Here is a 15,579-nt window from a genome sequence, read left to right on the forward strand (position 1 = left end):
GGGGGGGAGGACTTCACGCAAATCGCCGCTGAAGGTGTTGGAAAGGGTCGCGGAGCGCCGGACGAGGTCAGGAGTTTGAGTAGTTGTTCCCGTTTCGACGAAGCCTAGTGCTCCGCGCCATCGTTATCCGGAAGCCCGCGACGCTGGCTTTGTTAGAGCCTCGCCGCCTTGAAGCCTCCGACGGGCGGGCCAGGTCAACGAAACCCGGTCCCGGACCGCGAGCGCGTCACCGCCCACCTTCTACCTTTCGGCCCTCACATCACGTCGTATCTGTGTTCCACGCCCGACCGGCGCCAGAGATGTGAAGTCACGAGCCTCTCGCGAAACCCGCCGCCGACAGAGCTGCCCGCTCGATCGCCCCCCGCCGCCGCATCGGTCGCTGGCCATGCGCCCTTTCCATGCGGCGAGGTGGGATGATTATGCGGCGGTTCTGGATGCGCCAGCGGTGGTGAAGCTGATTATTTTATAAGGCGTTGAGTTTGTTTGGGTTTGTGGTGGGCGTTTGTGGGGATGAAGGCGCGTCGATCCCCGCCGGGGACATGCTCTCACGGCAAGGCCTCGGAAGACCTGCCGAGACGTTGGGGGTGAGTGCGTGTCCCCATCTTCATCCCCCACGCTTCAGGGCTACCCCGTGCCAATCCTGTGACGCAGCGGGCCAAGGTGGGGACACGCACTCACGGCCAACCCTCTGCAACCTGGCCAAGGTCGGGGCGTGAGTGCATGTCCCCCGCGCCTCTAAGCCGCGCCGATGATCCCTAGGAAGTCCGCCGCCTTCAGAGACGCTCCGCCCACCAGCGCGCCGCCGACGTCGGCTGTCGCGAGGATCTCCCGCGCGTTTTCCGGCTTCACCGAGCCGCCGTACAGGATAGGCACCGTCTGGCCGTGCGCGCCGAACCGCTCCACCAGAACGCCGCGCAGGGCCGCGTGGATGGCGGCGATGTCGGCCAGCGTCGGCGTGCGGCCCGTGCCGATTGCCCAGACCGGTTCATAGGCCAAAGCGAAGTCCTGGCCGGCGAGCGAAGGCGGCAGCGAACCGCGCGCCATGGCGGTGACCACCGCCTCGGCCTGGCCGGCGTCACGCTGGGCCAGGGTTTCGCCGACGCAGACGATGGGCTCCAGCCCGGCCGCCAGGGCCGTCTCGACCTTGGCCGCGACCAGAGCGTCGCTCTCGCCATAGGCCGCGCGGCGCTCGGAATGGCCGAGAATCACCAGCCGGGCGCCGGCGTCGACTAGCATGGCCGCCGAGAGGTCGCCGGTGTGGGCCCCCGACGGCGCGGGATGGCAGTCCTGGCCGCCCACCAGCACGCTCTCGCCCGCCAGCACCTCGGAAAGCCGGTGCAGCAGGGTAGCCGGCGGGCAGATCGCCACGCGGGCGGCGGCCGGGTGCTCGGCGAGCGCCGCGGCCACGGTGCGGGCCTCGTCGAGCGACGCCTCGAGGCCGAACATCTTCCAGTTTCCGGCGATTAGCGGCCGGGGTGTGGTCAAGGAAAGGGTCATGCGCCCGGTTTGGCCCCGTCGCCCCGTGGGAAGTCAAGACCGGTTTGGCGTGTCCGCCGCTTGCCGCCCCCCCTGGGGCTCTACTATACCCGCTGCTCGCGTCCGTTCCGTCGCTATGCGTGGAATCCGCGCGGTTTATCGAGGAAGGTTTCTCTCAGTCATGCTCGCCGGCTTCCGCTCCTTCGCCAAATCGCCCTTCGCGATCGTCCTGTTCGCGCTGCTGATCGTCAGTTTCGCGGTGTTCGGGATCAGCGACGTCTTCCGCCATCCCCCCGGTAAGTGGGTGATCGAGGCGGGCAAGCGCACCGTGACGCCCGAGCAGTTCAAGGCGCAGTTCGACAGCTATCGCGACCGCCAGCAGCAGCAGGGCCAGGTGATCACGCCCGAACAGGCCGTGGCCCAGGGCATCGACACCCGCATGCTGAAGGAAATCTCGCTGCAGGAGTCTCTGGCCGAGGTGATCCGCAAGATGGGCGTCCGGCCGTCCGACAAGCTGATCGCCGACATTCTCCACAAGCAGCTGGCCGCCCTGCCCCCCGGCGTGCGCCCGTTCGACCCTGTGACCGGCAAGTTCGACGCCAAGATGTACGAAGCGCTGCTGGCCCAGAACAAGGCGACGCCCGTTCAATACGAAGCCCAGCTGCGCGACGGCCTGGCCCAGGCCCAGCTGTTTTCGGCCGTGACCCACGGCGTGCGCGCGCCGCTGATCTATTCGGCCCTGCAGGCCGCCTACGGCCTCGAAGGCCGCGACCTGGCCGCCTTCGCGATCAATCCGGCCATCGTCGACAAGGTGGCGCCGCCCAGTGACGCCCAGCTTCAGGCCTTCATGAAGGAAAACGCCGCACGCCTGACCCGTCCCGAGACGCGGGTCCTGTCGGTGGCCCGCTTCAGCGCCAAGGCGCTGGAACCCTCGGTGACCGTGCCCGAGGCCGACGTGGTCAAGGCCTTCGACGCCCGCAAGGCGTCGCTGAGCGTGGCCGAGACCCGCTCGTTCGTGCAGATCGTCGCCCCCGACGCCAAGGCGGCCGCCGTGATCGCCCAGCGCCTGGCCAAGGGCGACTCACTCCCCGCTGTCGCCGGCGCCTATGGCAAGTCCCCCGTCGCCATCGACGGCAAGCCGAAGGCCGCCCTGCCCGACCGAAAGGTGGCCGAGGCGGTGTTCGCCCTGGCGCCAGGTCAGGTCAGCGCGCCGATCGCCGGCGATCTGGGTCTGTCGGTCGTCAAGCTCACCAAGATCACCCCGGCCGCCGCCCCCACCCTGGCGGCCCTGCGTCCGGGCATCGAGGCCGACCTGAAGCTCCAGGCCGCCCAGGGCAAGGCCTATGAACAGACCCAGGCCTATCAGGACGCCCACGACGCGGGCGCCAACCTGCTGGACGCCGCAGCCAAGGCCGGCGCCCTGGTCCTGACTACCGCGCCGATCGCCGCCCAAGGCGTCGACGAGACCGGCCAGCCTGTGCCCGGCCTCACCCCCGATGTTCTGAAAACCGCCTTCGAACTGTCGGCCGGCGGCGAGAGCGAGCTGATCGAAGTCAGCAAGGGTGAATATTACGCCGTGCGTGTCGAGCGGGTGATCCCGCCCGCCATGCCCAGCCTGAACGAAATCCGCGCGCCCCTGACCCAGCAATGGATGCTCAAGACGCTGCTGGAACGCATGAAGGCCAAGGCCGACCAGTTGGGCCTGCGGGTCAAGAAGGGCGAGTCGATGGAGGCGGTCGCCGCCTCGGCCCAGTCCAACGTCCAGCGCGTGCCCAATATCACGCGCGAAAACGCCCGCCAGTTTCAGGGCCTGGGCCGCGATCTGCTGATCGCCACCTTCAACGCCAAGCCGGGCGAGCCCTTCACCAGCCGGGCCCCGCAAGGCGACTATCTGGTCGCCAAGGTCGAGGCCGTTCGCTCCGGCACGGTGGCGCAGTTGGCCCGGGTCACCGAGGCGATGCGCCGGCAGGCCAGCCAGGGCCTGTATCAGGACGTCGGCGACGCCGCCGCCGAAGCGGCCCGCCTGCAGGTCAAGACCCGGGTCAATCTGCCTCTGGCCCAAGAGGCGATCGGCGTCGATCCGGCCACCCTGCCCGGCGCCAAGGACGGCAAGAAGAAGCCAGACGCGCAATGAGCCTGGAGCCCGCGCTTGACGCCTTCACCGCCGCCTATGACGCCGGCCGGCCCCAGGTGGTTTGGACCCGGCTGATCGACGACCTGGAGACGCCGGTCTCGGCCTATCTGAAGATCGGTCACGGGCGGCCTTACGCCTTCCTGTTCGAAAGCGTCGAGGGCGGCGCCTGGCGCGGGCGCTACTCGATCGTGGCCATGAAGCCGGATCTCGTCTGGCGCTGTCGCGGCGACCAGGCCGAGGTCGCCGAGGGCGACGACATCGCCGCCGGCCGGTTCACGCCACAGGCGGGCGGCGCGCTGGATAGCCTGCGCGATCTGATCGCCCGCTCGCGGATCGAGATGCCGGCCGGCCTGCCGCCGCCCTCGGCCGGGGTGTTCGGGGCCCTGGGCTACGACATGGTCCGCCTGGCCGAGCGCCTACCCAACGTCAATACCGACAGCCTGGGCCTGCCGGACGGGATCATGACCCGGCCGTCGATCGTCGCGGTGTTCGACGCCATCGCCCAGGAGATCATCCTGGTCACCACGGCGCGGCACAAGCCCGGCCTCTCGGCCCATGACGCCTATGCCGCCGCTCGCGCCCGGATCGAGACCGTGATGGCCGATCTGCGCGGTGCGCTGGCCCACTCGGCCCCGCGCCCCAGCCACGGGCAGATGGAGTTCACCACCCCTGTCAGCCGCGAGGACTACGCGGTGGTGGTCGAGAAGGCGAAAGAGTACATCCGGGCCGGCGACATCTTCCAGGTGGTGCCCAGCCACCGGTTCCGCGCGCCCTTCCCGCTGGAGCCGTTCGCGCTCTACCGCTCGCTGCGCCGTACGAACCCCTCGCCCTTTCTGTTTTTCCTCGACCTCGACGGCTTCGAGCTGGTCGGCTCGTCGCCGGAGATCCTGGTGCGCCTGCGCGACGGCAAGATCACCATCCGCCCCATCGCCGGCACCCGGCCGCGCGGCGCGACGCCCGAAGAAGACCTGGCGCTGGAGAAGGAGCTGCTGGCCGATCCCAAGGAACGGTCCGAGCACTTGATGCTGCTGGACCTGGGCCGCAACGACGTCGGCCGGGTGGCGATGCTCAAGCACGCCGGCAGCAATGACCCGGCGACCAGGAGCAAGGGCGCCAATGTCCGAGTCACCGACAGTTTCAAGATCGAACGCTACAGCCACGTGATGCACATCGTCTCCAATGTCGAGGGCGACGCGCCCGAGGGCGTGGACCCGGTCGACGTGCTGATGGCCGCCCTGCCCGCCGGCACGCTGTCGGGCGCCCCCAAGGTGCGGGCCATGGAGATCATCGACGAGCTGGAGATCGAGAAGCGCGGCGTCGGCTATGCCGGGGCGGTGGGCTATATCGGCGCCGACGGCTCGGTCGACACCTGCATCGTGCTGCGCACGGCCCTGGTGAAGGACGGCATGATGTATGTCCAGGCCGGCGGCGGCGTGGTGGCCGACAGCGATCCGGACGCCGAATATGAGGAGACCCTGCACAAGTCCCGCGCCCTCAAGCGCGCGGCCGAGGAAGCCTGGCGCTTCGCCTAGGGCTTAGCCGCCCAGGCGGTCGGACGGCAGGTGCTGGACGACCGCTGGCGGGGCCATGACCATCACCGTGGCGAAGGTGATGGCGCTGAGCGCCGCGAAAGCCGCCGCCGCCAGCACCGGCCCCATCTTCTGTCGACGCATCGGCTTGCGCAGCAGCGCCCTGGCATAGGCGATGGCGGCGGTGTCGAGGGCGGAATCAGCGGGGTTCATGGCGGTGAAGATGCCCTAGCCCCACATCCACGCAATGCGGCGCTTTCGCACTGGGGGCGTTGCGAGAAAATCTCCCGCGCGAATCCCCTCACCTTTTGCGCCAAACCCGCTAGAAGCTGTTTCCGAAAGGCGGCGTCATGATCTTGGTCATCGATAACTACGACAGCTTCACCTACAATCTCGTCCACTATCTGAACGAGCTTGGGGCAGACACCGTCGTGCATCGCAACGACGACCTGACCGTGCAGGAGGCCCTGGCCCTTCGCCCGCAGGCGATCCTGCTGTCGCCCGGCCCCAAGGCGCCCGACCAGGCCGGCATCTGCCTGCCGCTGCTGCGCGGCGCGGCCGACGACCTGGCCATCCTCGGCGTCTGCTTGGGCCACCAGGCCATCGGCCAGGCCTATGGCGGCGACGTGATCCGCGCCAAGGCGCTGATGCACGGCAAGACCAGCGCGATCCATCACAACGATCTGGGGATCTTCAAGGGTCTGCCCAACCCCTTCACCGCCACGCGCTACCACAGCCTGGCGGTCGACAAGGCCACCTTGCCCACCGAGCTGGAAATCACCGCCTGGACCGAGGACGGCGAGATCATGGGCGTGCAACACAAGACCCGCCCGGTCTATGGCGTGCAGTTCCACCCCGAATCGATCGCCACCGAGGGCGGCCACCAGCTGCTGGCCAACTTCCTGGACCTGGCCAAGGTCAAGCGCGACAGGGCGATCTGGGTCTAGGCGATGTCGGACGCCTTCAAGCCCCTGCTGGCCAAGCTCGCCGATGGCCAGACCCTCGACGAGGACGACGCCGAGCTGTTCTTCACCGCCTGCCTGCGCGGCGAGCCGACGCCCGCCCAGGTGGCTGCGGCGGTCACCGCCATGCGCCTGCGCGGCGAGACCGTGGGCGAGATCACCGCCTGCGCCCGGGCCATGCGCCGGGCGGCCATCCACTTGGACCACCCCTATGAGGTCATCGACGTCTGCGGGACGGGCGGCGATGGCTTGCATACGCTCAACATCTCCACCGCCGTGGGCTTCGTGGCGGCCGGCGGAGGGCTGAAGGTGGCCAAGCACGGCAACCGGGCGATCACCAGCAAGTCGGGCGCCGCCGATGTGCTGGCGGCCTTGGGCGTGAACATCGACGCGACTCCCGCCCAGCAGCGCCAGGCGCTGGACGACGCCGGCATCTGCTTCCTGTTCGCCCAGGCCCACCACGGGGCGATGAAGCACGTCTCGCCGATCCGCCAGCAGCTAGGTTTCCGCACCATCTTCAACCTGTTGGGCCCGCTGACAAATCCGGCTGGGGCCAAGCGCCAGGTCGTGGGTGTCTCGGCCCACCGCTTTGTCGAACCCGTGGCCAAGGCTTTGGGCGCTCTCGGGGCCGAGCGCGCCTGGTCGGTGCACGGGGCCGGCATGGACGAACTGACCACCACCGGCGAAACCGAGGTCGCCGAATGGCGCGACGGGGCCCTGCGCCTGTTCACGATCACACCTGAAGCCGTGGGCCTGCCGCGCGCCGCCCTGGCCGACATCATCGGCGGCGAGCCGGCCTATAACGCCGCCGCCCTTACCGCCCTGCTGGACGGCCAAAAGGGCGCCTATCGCGACATCGTCATGCTGAACGCCGCCGCTGCCTTCCTGGTGGCCGACAAGGTCGAAACCCTGCGCGAGGGCGTCGAACTGGCCGCCGCCGTGCTCGACGACGGCCGCGCCAAGGCGGCCCTGGCCGGTCTCGTCGCGGCCACCAACAGTGAAACTGTAAGCGCATGACCGATATCCTCGCCAAGATCGCCGCATACAAGCGCGAGGACGTGGCCGATCGGAAGCGCCGCCGCTCGTTCGCCCAGGTCGACGCCGCCGCCAGGATCGCCAACAGCCCGCGCGGCTTCAAGGCGGCCCTCGAGGCCGATCACGCGCCCGGCAGGCTGGCCCTGATCGCCGAGATCAAGAAGGCCTCGCCGTCCAAGGGCCTGATCCGCGCCGATTTCGACCCGCCGGCCCTGGCCCGGGCCTATGCGGCCGGCGGCGCCTCGTGCCTGTCGGTCCTGACCGACGGTCCCAGCTTCCAGGGCGCCGACGGCTATCTGATCGATGTCCGCGCCGCCGTCAGCCTGCCCTGCATTCGCAAGGAGTTCCTGGTCGACCCCTGGCAGGTGGCCGAGAGCCGGGCCCTGGGCGCCGACGCCATCCTGGTGATCCTGGCGATGATCGACGACGCCCTCGCCGCCGACCTGCTGTCCGAAGCCGCGCGCCTGGGCATGGACGCCCTGGTCGAGGTGCATGACGAGGCCGAGATGGAGCGGGCGGGCCAGTTGGGCGCGACCCTGGTGGGGATCAACAACCGCGATCTCAAGAGCTTCGTGGTCGATCTGGCCGTCACCGAACGCCTGGCCGCTCAGGCTCCGGAGAACGTCCTGCTGGTCACGGAAAGCGGCCTGTTCGTCGCCGCCGATGCGGTGCGGATGGAAGCGGCCGGCGCCAAGGCCATGCTGGTGGGCGAGAGTCTGATGCGCCAGGCCGACGTTGCGGCGGCGACGCGGGCCTTGCTGGGTTAGGCTGCTGACCTCGTTCGACAAGCCTCCGCAAGACGCGTCCTGGCGACGGCGCTGGCTAGGCTGGCGGCCGGCGGCCGCCGCCCTGGTGCTGGGCCTCGGGGCGCTGGGCCTGATCGCCTCGCGCTGCGTCCCCGAGCAGAATACCGTCAAGCCGGTCGCCCCCACCGCGACGGCGGCGCCCGTCACCCTGCCCCTGCGGCCAAAGGATTGGCGCGGCGCCATCGACTATCGAGCCCTGGACGCTCGCATCCACGCGATGATGGCTGACAAGTCCATGGAAGGCCTGGCGATCGCCGTGGTCGAGAACGGCCAACTGTCGTTCGTCCAGGGCTACGGGCTCACCGCGCCGGAGAGCGGCGAGAAGATCGACGCCGACACGGTCTTCCGCTGGGCGTCGCTGTCGAAGACGGTGGCGGGAACGCTGAGCGCCCGCCTGGCGGCGGACGGGGTGATCGCGCTCACCGATCCCCTGGGAAAGTTCGATACGAGCCTGCGCCTGCCGGGCGACGCCCAGAACGCGCTGACGGTCGAGCAATTGCTGTCCCAGCGCACTGGCCTACCCCGCAACGCCTATGACGGCTGGCTCGAAGGCGGGCGAGACCCGCGCCAGATCCGGGCAAGCCTGGAGGCCGTGCCCCTGCTCTGCCCGCCCGGCACGTGCCACAGCTACCAGAACATCGCCTATGACACGATCCGCGAGGTCGTCGAGACCGCCACCCATCGCCCCTATGCCGAGGAGGCTCGCCAGAAGCTGTTCCTGCCTCTGGGCATGACCGGCGCGACCATCGGCATCGACGGTTTGCGGACCGCCAAGCATTGGGCGCGGCCTTCGCGTGGCGGCCGCAGCGTGCCGTTGGTCGAGGCCTATTACCGCATCCCCGCCGCAGCGGGCGTCAATTCCAACATCGTGGATCTGGCGCGCTGGATGCAGGCGCAGATGGGTCAGGCGCCCGCCGTCCTGCCGGCCCCGGTGTTGGCGGACATCCAGCGACCGCGCGTCAATACCGGCCGGCCCTATGGACGATCGGCCATGGGCCGGGCGCTGGAACGCCCCGGTTACGGCCTGGGCATGCGCAGCTTCACCTACAAGGGCCGCCGCCTGATCGGCCACAGCGGGGCGGTGACCGGCTATCGCTCGACCATGATGTTCGATCCCGCCACGAAGACCGGCGTGGTGATGCTCTGGAACAGCGAGGGCAGCCTACCCTTCAAGCTCCAGGCCGAGGTCTTCGACAAGGCCTATCGCCTGCCGTTTGAGGATTGGCTTCAGCTAAAAGGCGATGGCGCGATTGTCGCACCCTGAGCGTTGCTACCAGAGATAGGGAATCAGCGCCGCCTTGCGCCGGCGATAGGCCACATGCTCATCGCCGAATCGGGCCGTCATCGCCGCGTCCTCCACCCGTATGCGCCACCCGAAGGCGATCAGGCCGGCCAGCAACAGCGCCAGGACCGACAGTCCACTGCCCAGGCCAAGGCCAACGCCGACCAGGCTCAGCAGGCTGCCCAGATAGGCCGGGTTGCGGACGATCCGGTAGGGGCCGCCCGTGATCATCCGGTGACCGTCGTGCAGATGCACGGTGCGGCGGAAGAAGGCCCCGAGGGTCAGTATGGCCCACAGGCGCAGGGCCAGGCCCGTCCAGATCAGGACCAGCGCCAGGAGCCGCGCCTCGCTCCTCCACTGGATTATGCGAGCAAATTCAGAGGCGTTGGCGGCATAAAAGGCGACGAAGATCCCCGCCGCGATAATCAGGACCACGGCCTGCAGGCTGCCCCGGTCGGCGTCCTGGCCGCTGGCCGTGCGCCGGTCGCGCCACCAGACCCACAGCTCAAACAGGCAGAAGGCGCCGTAGCTGGTCCAGAAGGCGCGCGGCCAACCCGTGGTCAGAAGCCAGGCGTGGTCCATGTCGCGAAGGCTCCCCTCGGCAAAGATTACGGCGTTCAGCTACACCGAACATCGATCGCCGCGTCAACTTGACATTAACGAAGAACACCTAGAGAACATTTGAGAGGTTTGCGGTTTGTTCCGCGACGACTTGCGAGGCCGACATGCTCACGCGCAAGCAGCACGAGCTGCTGATGTTCATCCACGAGCGGATCAAAGAGAGCGGTGTCTCTCCCTCCTTCGACGAAATGAAGGAGGCGCTCGACCTGGCGTCCAAGTCAGGCATCCACCGGTTGATCACGGCGCTGGAAGAGCGCGGCTTCATCCGCCGCCTGGCGCACCGCGCCCGCGCGCTGGAGGTGATCAAGCTGCCGCAACAGGCCACGACGGCCGCCCCGCCCAAGGGTCGCGGCGCCTTCAAGCCGCAAGTGCTGGAAGGCGGCGGGCAGGCGCCGGCCGTGGCCGCGCCCGTCCAGATCGCCGCCGACAACACCCGCGAACTGCCGATCCTCGGCCGCATCGCCGCCGGCACGCCCATCGACGCCATCCAGCATGAACGCGAGCGCCTGCCTGTGCCCGAATCCATGCTCGGCGGCGGCGAGCACTATGTGCTCGAGGTCCAGGGCGATTCGATGATTGATGCCGGCATCCTCGACGGCGACTATGTCATCATCCGCAAGGGCGACACCGCCAACAGCGGCGAGATTGTCGTCGCCCTGGTCGGCGAGGAAGCAACCCTCAAGCGCCTGCGCAAGAAGGGCGGCTCGATCGCCTTGGAAGCCGCCAATCCCAAGTACGAGACCCGCATCTTCGGTCCTGACCAGGTCGAGGTCCAAGGCAAGCTGGTGGGACTGATCCGGCGGTATCATTAGATTTTCGCCCATCCCGGTGAACGCCAGGATGAGCAGGGTTTGCATCACGGCTGGGGGCAGGCGCATTGGCCTGTCCTCATTTGCATCCGCGAAAGACCACGCAGACTCTGCTGCGGTCCGAGGTCCCTAGGTCGCCAGCCCGGCCGGCCGGTTTTCCGCATATTGCGGCACGTTTAGCGGCATCATCCACGGCTCGCGGCGCTTCACCCAGACCTCGTATTGCGGGATGAACTGACCGGTGTCGTCGAAGCCGCCCAGGTGAAGCTCGATCTCGTCCTCGCCCTCACGCCAGAAGACCGGCGAGCCGCAAACCGCGCAGCCGTGCGAGCGGCCGCGCTCGGAAGTCGCCCAGGCGAAGGTTTCGCCCTCGACCCGCACCTTGTCCGACCGAAAGACCGCGAAGGCGTTGCAAGGCGCGCCGTGGCGCTTGCGACAGGTCAGGCAGTGGCACATGCCGACCCGCAGCGGCCCGCCCTCCGCGCCGTATCGGACCGCCCCGCAGGCGCAGCCGCCCTGTCGTTCCATAGTCGTCTCCGTCTCCAGGCCCGTGCCTCGCCTCGCCTCGCCTCGCGATTCAGAACGCCAAACGCCCTTTGAGTTCCGCGAACGGGATAATGACATGCTCCCGATAGGCCGGCCGCGCCCGTAGCCGGTCGTACCAGGCCTGCAAACGGGGCTGCGGCGGCCGGTCGATCTCCAACTCGAAATAGCGATAGAGACAGGCGCCAATGGGGATGTCGGCCAAGGACAGCGCCTCGCCCATCATGAAGGCCCGACCTTCGAGTCGCGCCTCGACCTGACCCAGGCAGCGATGGGTGCGTTCCACCGCCTGGGCGATGGCTGGCCCATCTCGCAAAACCTCGGGCGTTCTGTAAAAGCCCCAGAACACTCCGCTCAGGAAAGCCGGCTGCAGCGCGGTCTGCGACCAGTCCATCCAACCATCGACCGGCGCCCGCGTCGCCGCGTCGGTTGGCCAAAACCGCCCTTCGCCGTAGGTGGCAGCCAGGTATCGAAGGATGGCGTGCGACTCCCACACCGCGACACCGCCGTCCTCGAGGACAGGCACGTGACCATGCGGGTTCATCTCCCGAAAGTCCGGGCTGTCCAGGCCGCCGAAGTCACCACCCGCCGGAAGGTGCTGATGCGGCAGGTCAAGCTCGGCGATAAGCCAGAGCACCTTCTGGACGTTCAACGAATTGCGTCTTCCCCAGACCTTGAGCATGGCGTCCCCCTATGGCGTGTTCGTCCACGGCCGCACGCCCCGCAGCGGCTGGGCCCAGACGATCCACCACCCACCGTCGCGGCGATAGAGCTCGGCCGCGCCGCCGACGGCGAAATCGGTCGCGTCGAGCACGATGCGGTCCCGGCAGGCCGGCGGCGTAATCGGAGCGTAGCCGCGCAGCACGACGATCTCGGCGTCCGCGCACATCGCCGCGAGAACGTCGGCGTCCGGAGCGGCCTTGCTCCAGGACAGGGCCAGCGGCACCGGCGAAGTCTTGGTGGGCGCGCAGGACCGCCGATCGCAGGCATAGGACGGACTCCGCGCGGTGTCGGTGGGCACGGCCAACCCCCGCCGGCGGCTCCAGAGCTCCGCCCCGAACCGCCGGGCGTCGGGGCGCAGCAGGACGGCCCGGCCGCCGTCGCGCACCGCCGCCGTGGTTCCGTCTGGCGCGATCCAGACGTCGGGCGCCGGCGGCCGGGGCCATAGCGCCACCGCCAGGGCCAGGGGCCCGCCCAACCAGCGCAGGCGTCCGCGCCACAGGCACAGTAACATCAGGCCGACAAAGGCCAGGGCCAGGGTGAAGGGCGGGCCGCTGGCCACCACCCGTTGAGCCCCGCCGGCGCTGGCGAAGCCATGGGCGATCCACAGCATCGCGTCGATGCCCCAGCCGGCCACGGCCAGGAACGGTCCTCCCAGGCCAAACACTTCGAGCACCGCCCCGATCGCCAGGAACGGCATGATCACGAAGGACGACAGCGGCGCGACCGCCAGGTTGGCCGGCAGGCCCCAGACCGCCACCCGGTTGAAATGCTGCATGGCGAACGGCCCTGTCGCCAGGCCAGCCACAAGACTGGCCCCGATGCTCACCGCCAGCCAGTTCATCGCGCCCTGGAAGAGCCGGATCGGCCAGGGGACCGAGATCTCGCGCACAGGCCTGGGCCAAGCCTCGGCCAGGGCGACCAGGGCGGCGGTGGCGGCGAACGACATCTGAAAGCCCGGCGCGCCGGCCGACTCGGGTTGGACCAGCAGGATGGCCAAGGCCGCAATGGCCAGGCCGTGCAGGGTGATGGCCTGGCGATCGAACAGGATGGCGGCGAAGGCCACGGTGGCGGTGATCGCCGCGCGCAGCGCCGGCGGCGGCGCGCCGGAAATCACCAGATAAATGAAGATCGCCGTCAGCCCGGCCACGGCCGCCACCTTCTTGCCGGGGACCCGCAGGGCCATCCACGGCCAGGCGGCGATGACCAGCCGCACCAGCCCAAACAGGAACCCGCCGACTATTGCCATGTGCAGGCCCGAGATCGACAGGATGTGGGCAAGGCCCGAGGCCCGCATGGCGTCGGTCTGGTCCTGGGTGATCCAGGCCTCGTGGCCGGTGACCATGGCCGCGGCGATCCCGCCCGTCTCCGGCCCCATCCGCGCGACGATGCGGCTGGCCAGCCGCCAGCGATAGGCGTTGACCGCCATGGCAAGGCGCAGGCGAGCCGGCGGCGGGTCCATCTCGGCGGGGCGGGTCTCGCCTATCAGGAAGCCGACCCCGCCCACGCCGCGGAACCAGGCGTCTCGGGCGAAGTCATAGGCGCCGGGCGAGGCTGGCGGCGGCGGCGGTCCCAACATGGCCCGGAGCCGGATGGCTTGACCCGGCGCGGGAATGTGCTCCGCGTCCACGGTGACGCGGATCCGCTTGGGCGTGTCTTCCGGCGCAAGCCGGCTGATCGAGGCCGGCGCGATCAACAGGCGTGGCCCGCCGGCGCCGGGGCTGACGACGTCCACCACGAAGCCGTCGATGGTAACTACCGTCCGATCGCCGCTCATGATCGGCGCGGCGACCAGCACGGAACGCACCTTGCCGGCCAAGGCGCCGGCCGTCAGGAAGGTCGCGAGCACCAGCAGCACCGAAACGGCCCGGCCCGGCCAGCGTCGCGCGGCAAGCCAGACCACGGCCGCTAGTCCCAAGGCCAGCCCGCCCAGCAGCGTCCAGGATGGCTCGACCTTCAGCTCAAGATAGCCCGCCGCTCCCAGGCCGAAGGCCACCGGCGACCACAGCATCCAGCGCTCGCGATTGGCGTCGATCTCGCGCCACAGCGACGCGCCGAACGCCGCCGCACTAGGACGGGCGCGAATCCGCGTGCTAAGACGCGCCGCCCAGCCGCCGCCGGTCTTGCCCGGCGTCGCGGTCCTCGCCACGTCCGTGGCCTCCACTAAGTCAGCCCCGGTTCCGATGACCAATTCCCCCGTTCCGACGACCGCCCCCAAGAAGGATGGCGCCGTCGTCACCCGCTTCGCCCCGTCGCCGACCGGCTTCCTGCACATCGGCGGCGCGCGCACGGCGCTGTTCAACTGGTTATATGCACGCCATACGGGTGGGAAGTTCCTTATTCGCGTTGAGGACACCGATCGGGAGCGTTCGACCGAAGCCGCCGTCGCCGCGATCTTCGAAGGCCTCGACTGGCTGGGCCTGACCTCTGACGAGGAGGTCGTCTTCCAGCACAAGCAGGCCGACCGCCACCGCGAGGCCGTACAGCAACTTCTGGACGCCGGCCGCGCCTATCGCTGCTGGATGAGCGTGGAAGACCTGGCCCTTGCGCGCGAACTGGCTCGGGCCGGCGGCCCCGCCCTGCGCTCGCCCTGGCGCGACGCCCCGGAGCCCAATGATCCGACCGCGCCCCACGTCATTCGCTTCAAGGGCCCGCTGGACGGCACGACCATGGTCGATGACCTGGTCAAGGGGCCGGTGACCTTCAACAACGCCGAACTCGACGACCTTGTGTTGCTGCGCGCGGACGGCGCCCCGACCTACAACCTGGCCGTGGTGGTCGACGACCACGACATGGGGGTCACCCACGTGATCCGCGGCGACGACCACCTGAACAACGCCGCCCGCCAGACCCTGATCTATCAGGCGCTGGGCTGGACCCTGCCGGCCTTCGGCCACATCCCGCTGATCCACGGCCCCGACGGCGCAAAGCTGTCCAAGCGTCACGGCGCCCAGGCCGTGGGCGAGTTCCAGGACATGGGCTACCTGCCCGAGGGCCTGCGCAACTACCTGGCCCGCCTGGGCTGGGGCCATGGCGACGACGAGGTGTTCAGCGACGAGGAGGCGATCAGCTGGTTCGACGTCAAGGACGTGGTCAAGGCCCCCGCCCGCCTGGACTGGGCCAAGCTGAACTTCATCAACAGCCAGCACCTGCATGTGGCCGAGGACGGCCGCCTGGCCGATCTGACCCTGAAGGCGCTGCAGACCCAGGGCGCGGCCCTGCCGGCCGACGCCGCCGCGCGGCTCCACGCCGTGGTCCCGCACGTCAAGTCCGGCGCCAAGACCATCCTGGAGTTGGCCGAGCACTGCGCCTTCGCCCTGAAGGTGCGTCCGCTGGCGCTCGAGGAAAAGACCCTTAAGCAGCTGACCGACGAGACCGTGGAACGGCTGACCCGGCTGCGCGCTCAGCTGGACGCAGCCCCGGTCTGGGGGGTAGCGGAGCTGGAAACGCTGTTGAAATCCTTCGCGGAATCCGAGGCCGTCGGCTTTGGCAAGTTTGGTCCGTCACTGCGCGGAATCCTCACCGGCGGGTCGCAAGCGCCCGACCTGCACAAGATCATGGCCGCGCTCGGTCGCGACGAGTCTCTGGGGCGACTTGACGACGCCCTGGCGTCGCGCGCATGAGGCGCTATATCGCACTCGCGAAATCGAAAATTGGACTGC

Annotated in this window: 14 protein-coding genes and 1 pseudogene; 9 read left to right on the plus strand and 6 right to left on the minus strand. The window is 69.0% G+C overall.

All coding sequences use genetic code 11. The annotated features are described in order from the left end of the window. Window positions 1-345: 345 nt before the first annotated feature. Window positions 346-452: pseudogene (locus ACP694_RS09285) on the plus strand (hypothetical protein); the annotation flags it as partial. Window positions 453-735: 283 nt separating this feature from the next. Here the strand turns inward: ACP694_RS09285 and tpiA are convergent. Continuing rightward, window positions 736-1,497 (minus strand): triose-phosphate isomerase, encoded by a 762-nt coding sequence (gene tpiA, locus ACP694_RS09290; RefSeq protein ID WP_426011849.1) that lies wholly within the window; start codon window positions 1,495-1,497, stop codon window positions 736-738. A gap of 160 nt (window positions 1,498-1,657) precedes the next feature. Between tpiA and ACP694_RS09295 the strand changes: the two genes are divergently transcribed. Together ACP694_RS09295 and trpE are read left to right on the plus strand one after the other, a co-directional pair. Then, window positions 1,658-3,610 carry a peptidyl-prolyl cis-trans isomerase gene (locus ACP694_RS09295; protein ID WP_426011850.1) on the plus strand — a complete coding sequence of 651 codons (1,953 nt, stop codon included), beginning with the start codon at window positions 1,658-1,660 and terminating at the stop codon, window positions 3,608-3,610. Next, window positions 3,607-5,142 carry an anthranilate synthase component I gene (gene trpE / locus ACP694_RS09300; RefSeq protein ID WP_426011851.1) on the plus strand — a complete coding sequence of 512 codons (1,536 nt, stop codon included), beginning with the start codon at window positions 3,607-3,609 and terminating at the stop codon, window positions 5,140-5,142. Before ACP694_RS09295 ends, trpE begins: the two co-directional genes overlap by 4 nt. 3 nt (window positions 5,143-5,145) lie before the next feature. Here trpE and ACP694_RS09305 read toward each other — a convergent pair whose 3' ends face one another. Next, on the minus strand, window positions 5,146-5,352 hold the full coding sequence (locus ACP694_RS09305; RefSeq protein ID WP_426011852.1) for a hypothetical protein: 207 nt from the start codon (window positions 5,350-5,352) through the stop codon (window positions 5,146-5,148). A gap of 137 nt (window positions 5,353-5,489) precedes the next feature. On the opposite strand from ACP694_RS09305, the gene ACP694_RS09310 reads away from it, so the two are divergent. Genes ACP694_RS09310 through ACP694_RS09325 form a run of 4 tightly spaced genes read left to right on the plus strand, consistent with a single transcriptional unit; the run spans window position 5,490 to window position 9,206 of the window. Beyond that, on the plus strand, window positions 5,490-6,086 hold the full coding sequence (locus ACP694_RS09310; protein WP_426011853.1) for an anthranilate synthase component II: 597 nt from the start codon (window positions 5,490-5,492) through the stop codon (window positions 6,084-6,086). Window positions 6,087-6,089: 3 nt separating this feature from the next. Next, window positions 6,090-7,118, plus strand: a complete 1,029-nt coding sequence (gene trpD, locus ACP694_RS09315) for an anthranilate phosphoribosyltransferase (RefSeq protein WP_426011854.1) — start codon at window positions 6,090-6,092, stop codon at window positions 7,116-7,118. Next, window positions 7,115-7,903 (plus strand): indole-3-glycerol phosphate synthase TrpC, encoded by a 789-nt coding sequence (trpC, locus tag ACP694_RS09320; RefSeq protein WP_426011855.1) that lies wholly within the window; start codon window positions 7,115-7,117, stop codon window positions 7,901-7,903. Before trpD ends, trpC begins: the two co-directional genes overlap by 4 nt. Next, the gene (locus ACP694_RS09325; RefSeq protein WP_426011856.1) at window positions 7,872-9,206 is read left to right on the plus strand and encodes a serine hydrolase domain-containing protein; all 1,335 of its coding nucleotides are present in this window, start codon (window positions 7,872-7,874) and stop codon (window positions 9,204-9,206) included. The genes trpC and ACP694_RS09325 overlap by 32 nt, the downstream gene beginning before the upstream one ends. A 6-nt stretch (window positions 9,207-9,212) precedes the next feature. Here the strand turns inward: ACP694_RS09325 and ACP694_RS09330 are convergent, their stop codons facing one another. After that, complete coding sequence (locus tag ACP694_RS09330; protein WP_426011857.1) at window positions 9,213-9,806, minus strand: methyltransferase family protein; 594 nt, start codon at window positions 9,804-9,806, stop codon at window positions 9,213-9,215. 143 nt (window positions 9,807-9,949) lie between these two features. Here ACP694_RS09330 and lexA point away from each other — a divergent pair, with 143 nt between their 5' ends. Further along, window positions 9,950-10,657 carry a transcriptional repressor LexA gene (lexA, locus tag ACP694_RS09335; protein ID WP_426011858.1) on the plus strand — a complete coding sequence of 236 codons (708 nt, stop codon included), beginning with the start codon at window positions 9,950-9,952 and terminating at the stop codon, window positions 10,655-10,657. Window positions 10,658-10,783: 126 nt separating this feature from the next. Here the strand turns inward: lexA and ACP694_RS09340 are convergent, their stop codons facing one another. The 3 genes from ACP694_RS09340 to ACP694_RS09350 are packed head-to-tail and all read right to left on the minus strand — an operon-like array spanning window position 10,784 to window position 14,066. Continuing rightward, the gene (locus ACP694_RS09340) at window positions 10,784-11,182 is read right to left on the minus strand and encodes a GFA family protein (RefSeq protein ID WP_426011859.1); all 399 of its coding nucleotides are present in this window, start codon (window positions 11,180-11,182) and stop codon (window positions 10,784-10,786) included. Between the two features lie 49 nt (window positions 11,183-11,231). After that, window positions 11,232-11,879 (minus strand): glutathione S-transferase family protein, encoded by a 648-nt coding sequence (locus ACP694_RS09345; protein WP_426011860.1) that lies wholly within the window; start codon window positions 11,877-11,879, stop codon window positions 11,232-11,234. Between the two features lie 9 nt (window positions 11,880-11,888). After that, complete coding sequence (locus tag ACP694_RS09350) at window positions 11,889-14,066, minus strand: ComEC/Rec2 family competence protein (RefSeq protein WP_426011861.1); 2,178 nt, start codon at window positions 14,064-14,066, stop codon at window positions 11,889-11,891. 34 nt (window positions 14,067-14,100) lie between these two features. Here ACP694_RS09350 and gltX point away from each other — a divergent pair, with 34 nt between their 5' ends. Further along, on the plus strand, window positions 14,101-15,540 hold the full coding sequence (gene gltX, locus ACP694_RS09355; protein WP_426011862.1) for a glutamate--tRNA ligase: 1,440 nt from the start codon (window positions 14,101-14,103) through the stop codon (window positions 15,538-15,540). Window positions 15,541-15,579 lie beyond the last annotated feature (39 nt).

Origin of the sequence: Caulobacter sp. DWR2-3-1b2, assembly GCF_049896345.1 — a bacterium.
Lineage (GTDB): Bacteria > Pseudomonadota > Alphaproteobacteria > Caulobacterales > Caulobacteraceae > Caulobacter.

What these genes read in the sequence shown, in the direction of transcription:
- ACP694_RS09330 (WP_426011857.1), bottom strand. Translation starts at nt 9,806, where the DNA reads ATGGACCACGCCTGGCTTCTGACCACGGGTTGGCCGCGCGCCTTCTGG.
- trpD (WP_426011854.1), top strand. Translation starts at nt 6,090, where the DNA reads ATGTCGGACGCCTTCAAGCCCCTGCTGGCCAAGCTCGCCGATGGCCAG.
- trpC (WP_426011855.1), top strand. Translation starts at nt 7,115, where the DNA reads ATGACCGATATCCTCGCCAAGATCGCCGCATACAAGCGCGAGGACGTG.
- lexA (WP_426011858.1), top strand. Translation starts at nt 9,950, where the DNA reads ATGCTCACGCGCAAGCAGCACGAGCTGCTGATGTTCATCCACGAGCGG.
- trpE (WP_426011851.1), top strand. Translation starts at nt 3,607, where the DNA reads ATGAGCCTGGAGCCCGCGCTTGACGCCTTCACCGCCGCCTATGACGCC.
- tpiA (WP_426011849.1), bottom strand. Translation starts at nt 1,497, where the DNA reads ATGACCCTTTCCTTGACCACACCCCGGCCGCTAATCGCCGGAAACTGG.
- ACP694_RS09310 (WP_426011853.1), top strand. Translation starts at nt 5,490, where the DNA reads ATGATCTTGGTCATCGATAACTACGACAGCTTCACCTACAATCTCGTC.
- ACP694_RS09345 (WP_426011860.1), bottom strand. Translation starts at nt 11,879, where the DNA reads ATGCTCAAGGTCTGGGGAAGACGCAATTCGTTGAACGTCCAGAAGGTG.
- ACP694_RS09305 (WP_426011852.1), bottom strand. Translation starts at nt 5,352, where the DNA reads ATGAACCCCGCTGATTCCGCCCTCGACACCGCCGCCATCGCCTATGCC.
- ACP694_RS09295 (WP_426011850.1), top strand. Translation starts at nt 1,658, where the DNA reads ATGCTCGCCGGCTTCCGCTCCTTCGCCAAATCGCCCTTCGCGATCGTC.
- ACP694_RS09340 (WP_426011859.1), bottom strand. Translation starts at nt 11,182, where the DNA reads ATGGAACGACAGGGCGGCTGCGCCTGCGGGGCGGTCCGATACGGCGCG.
- gltX (WP_426011862.1), top strand. Translation starts at nt 14,101, where the DNA reads ATGACCAATTCCCCCGTTCCGACGACCGCCCCCAAGAAGGATGGCGCC.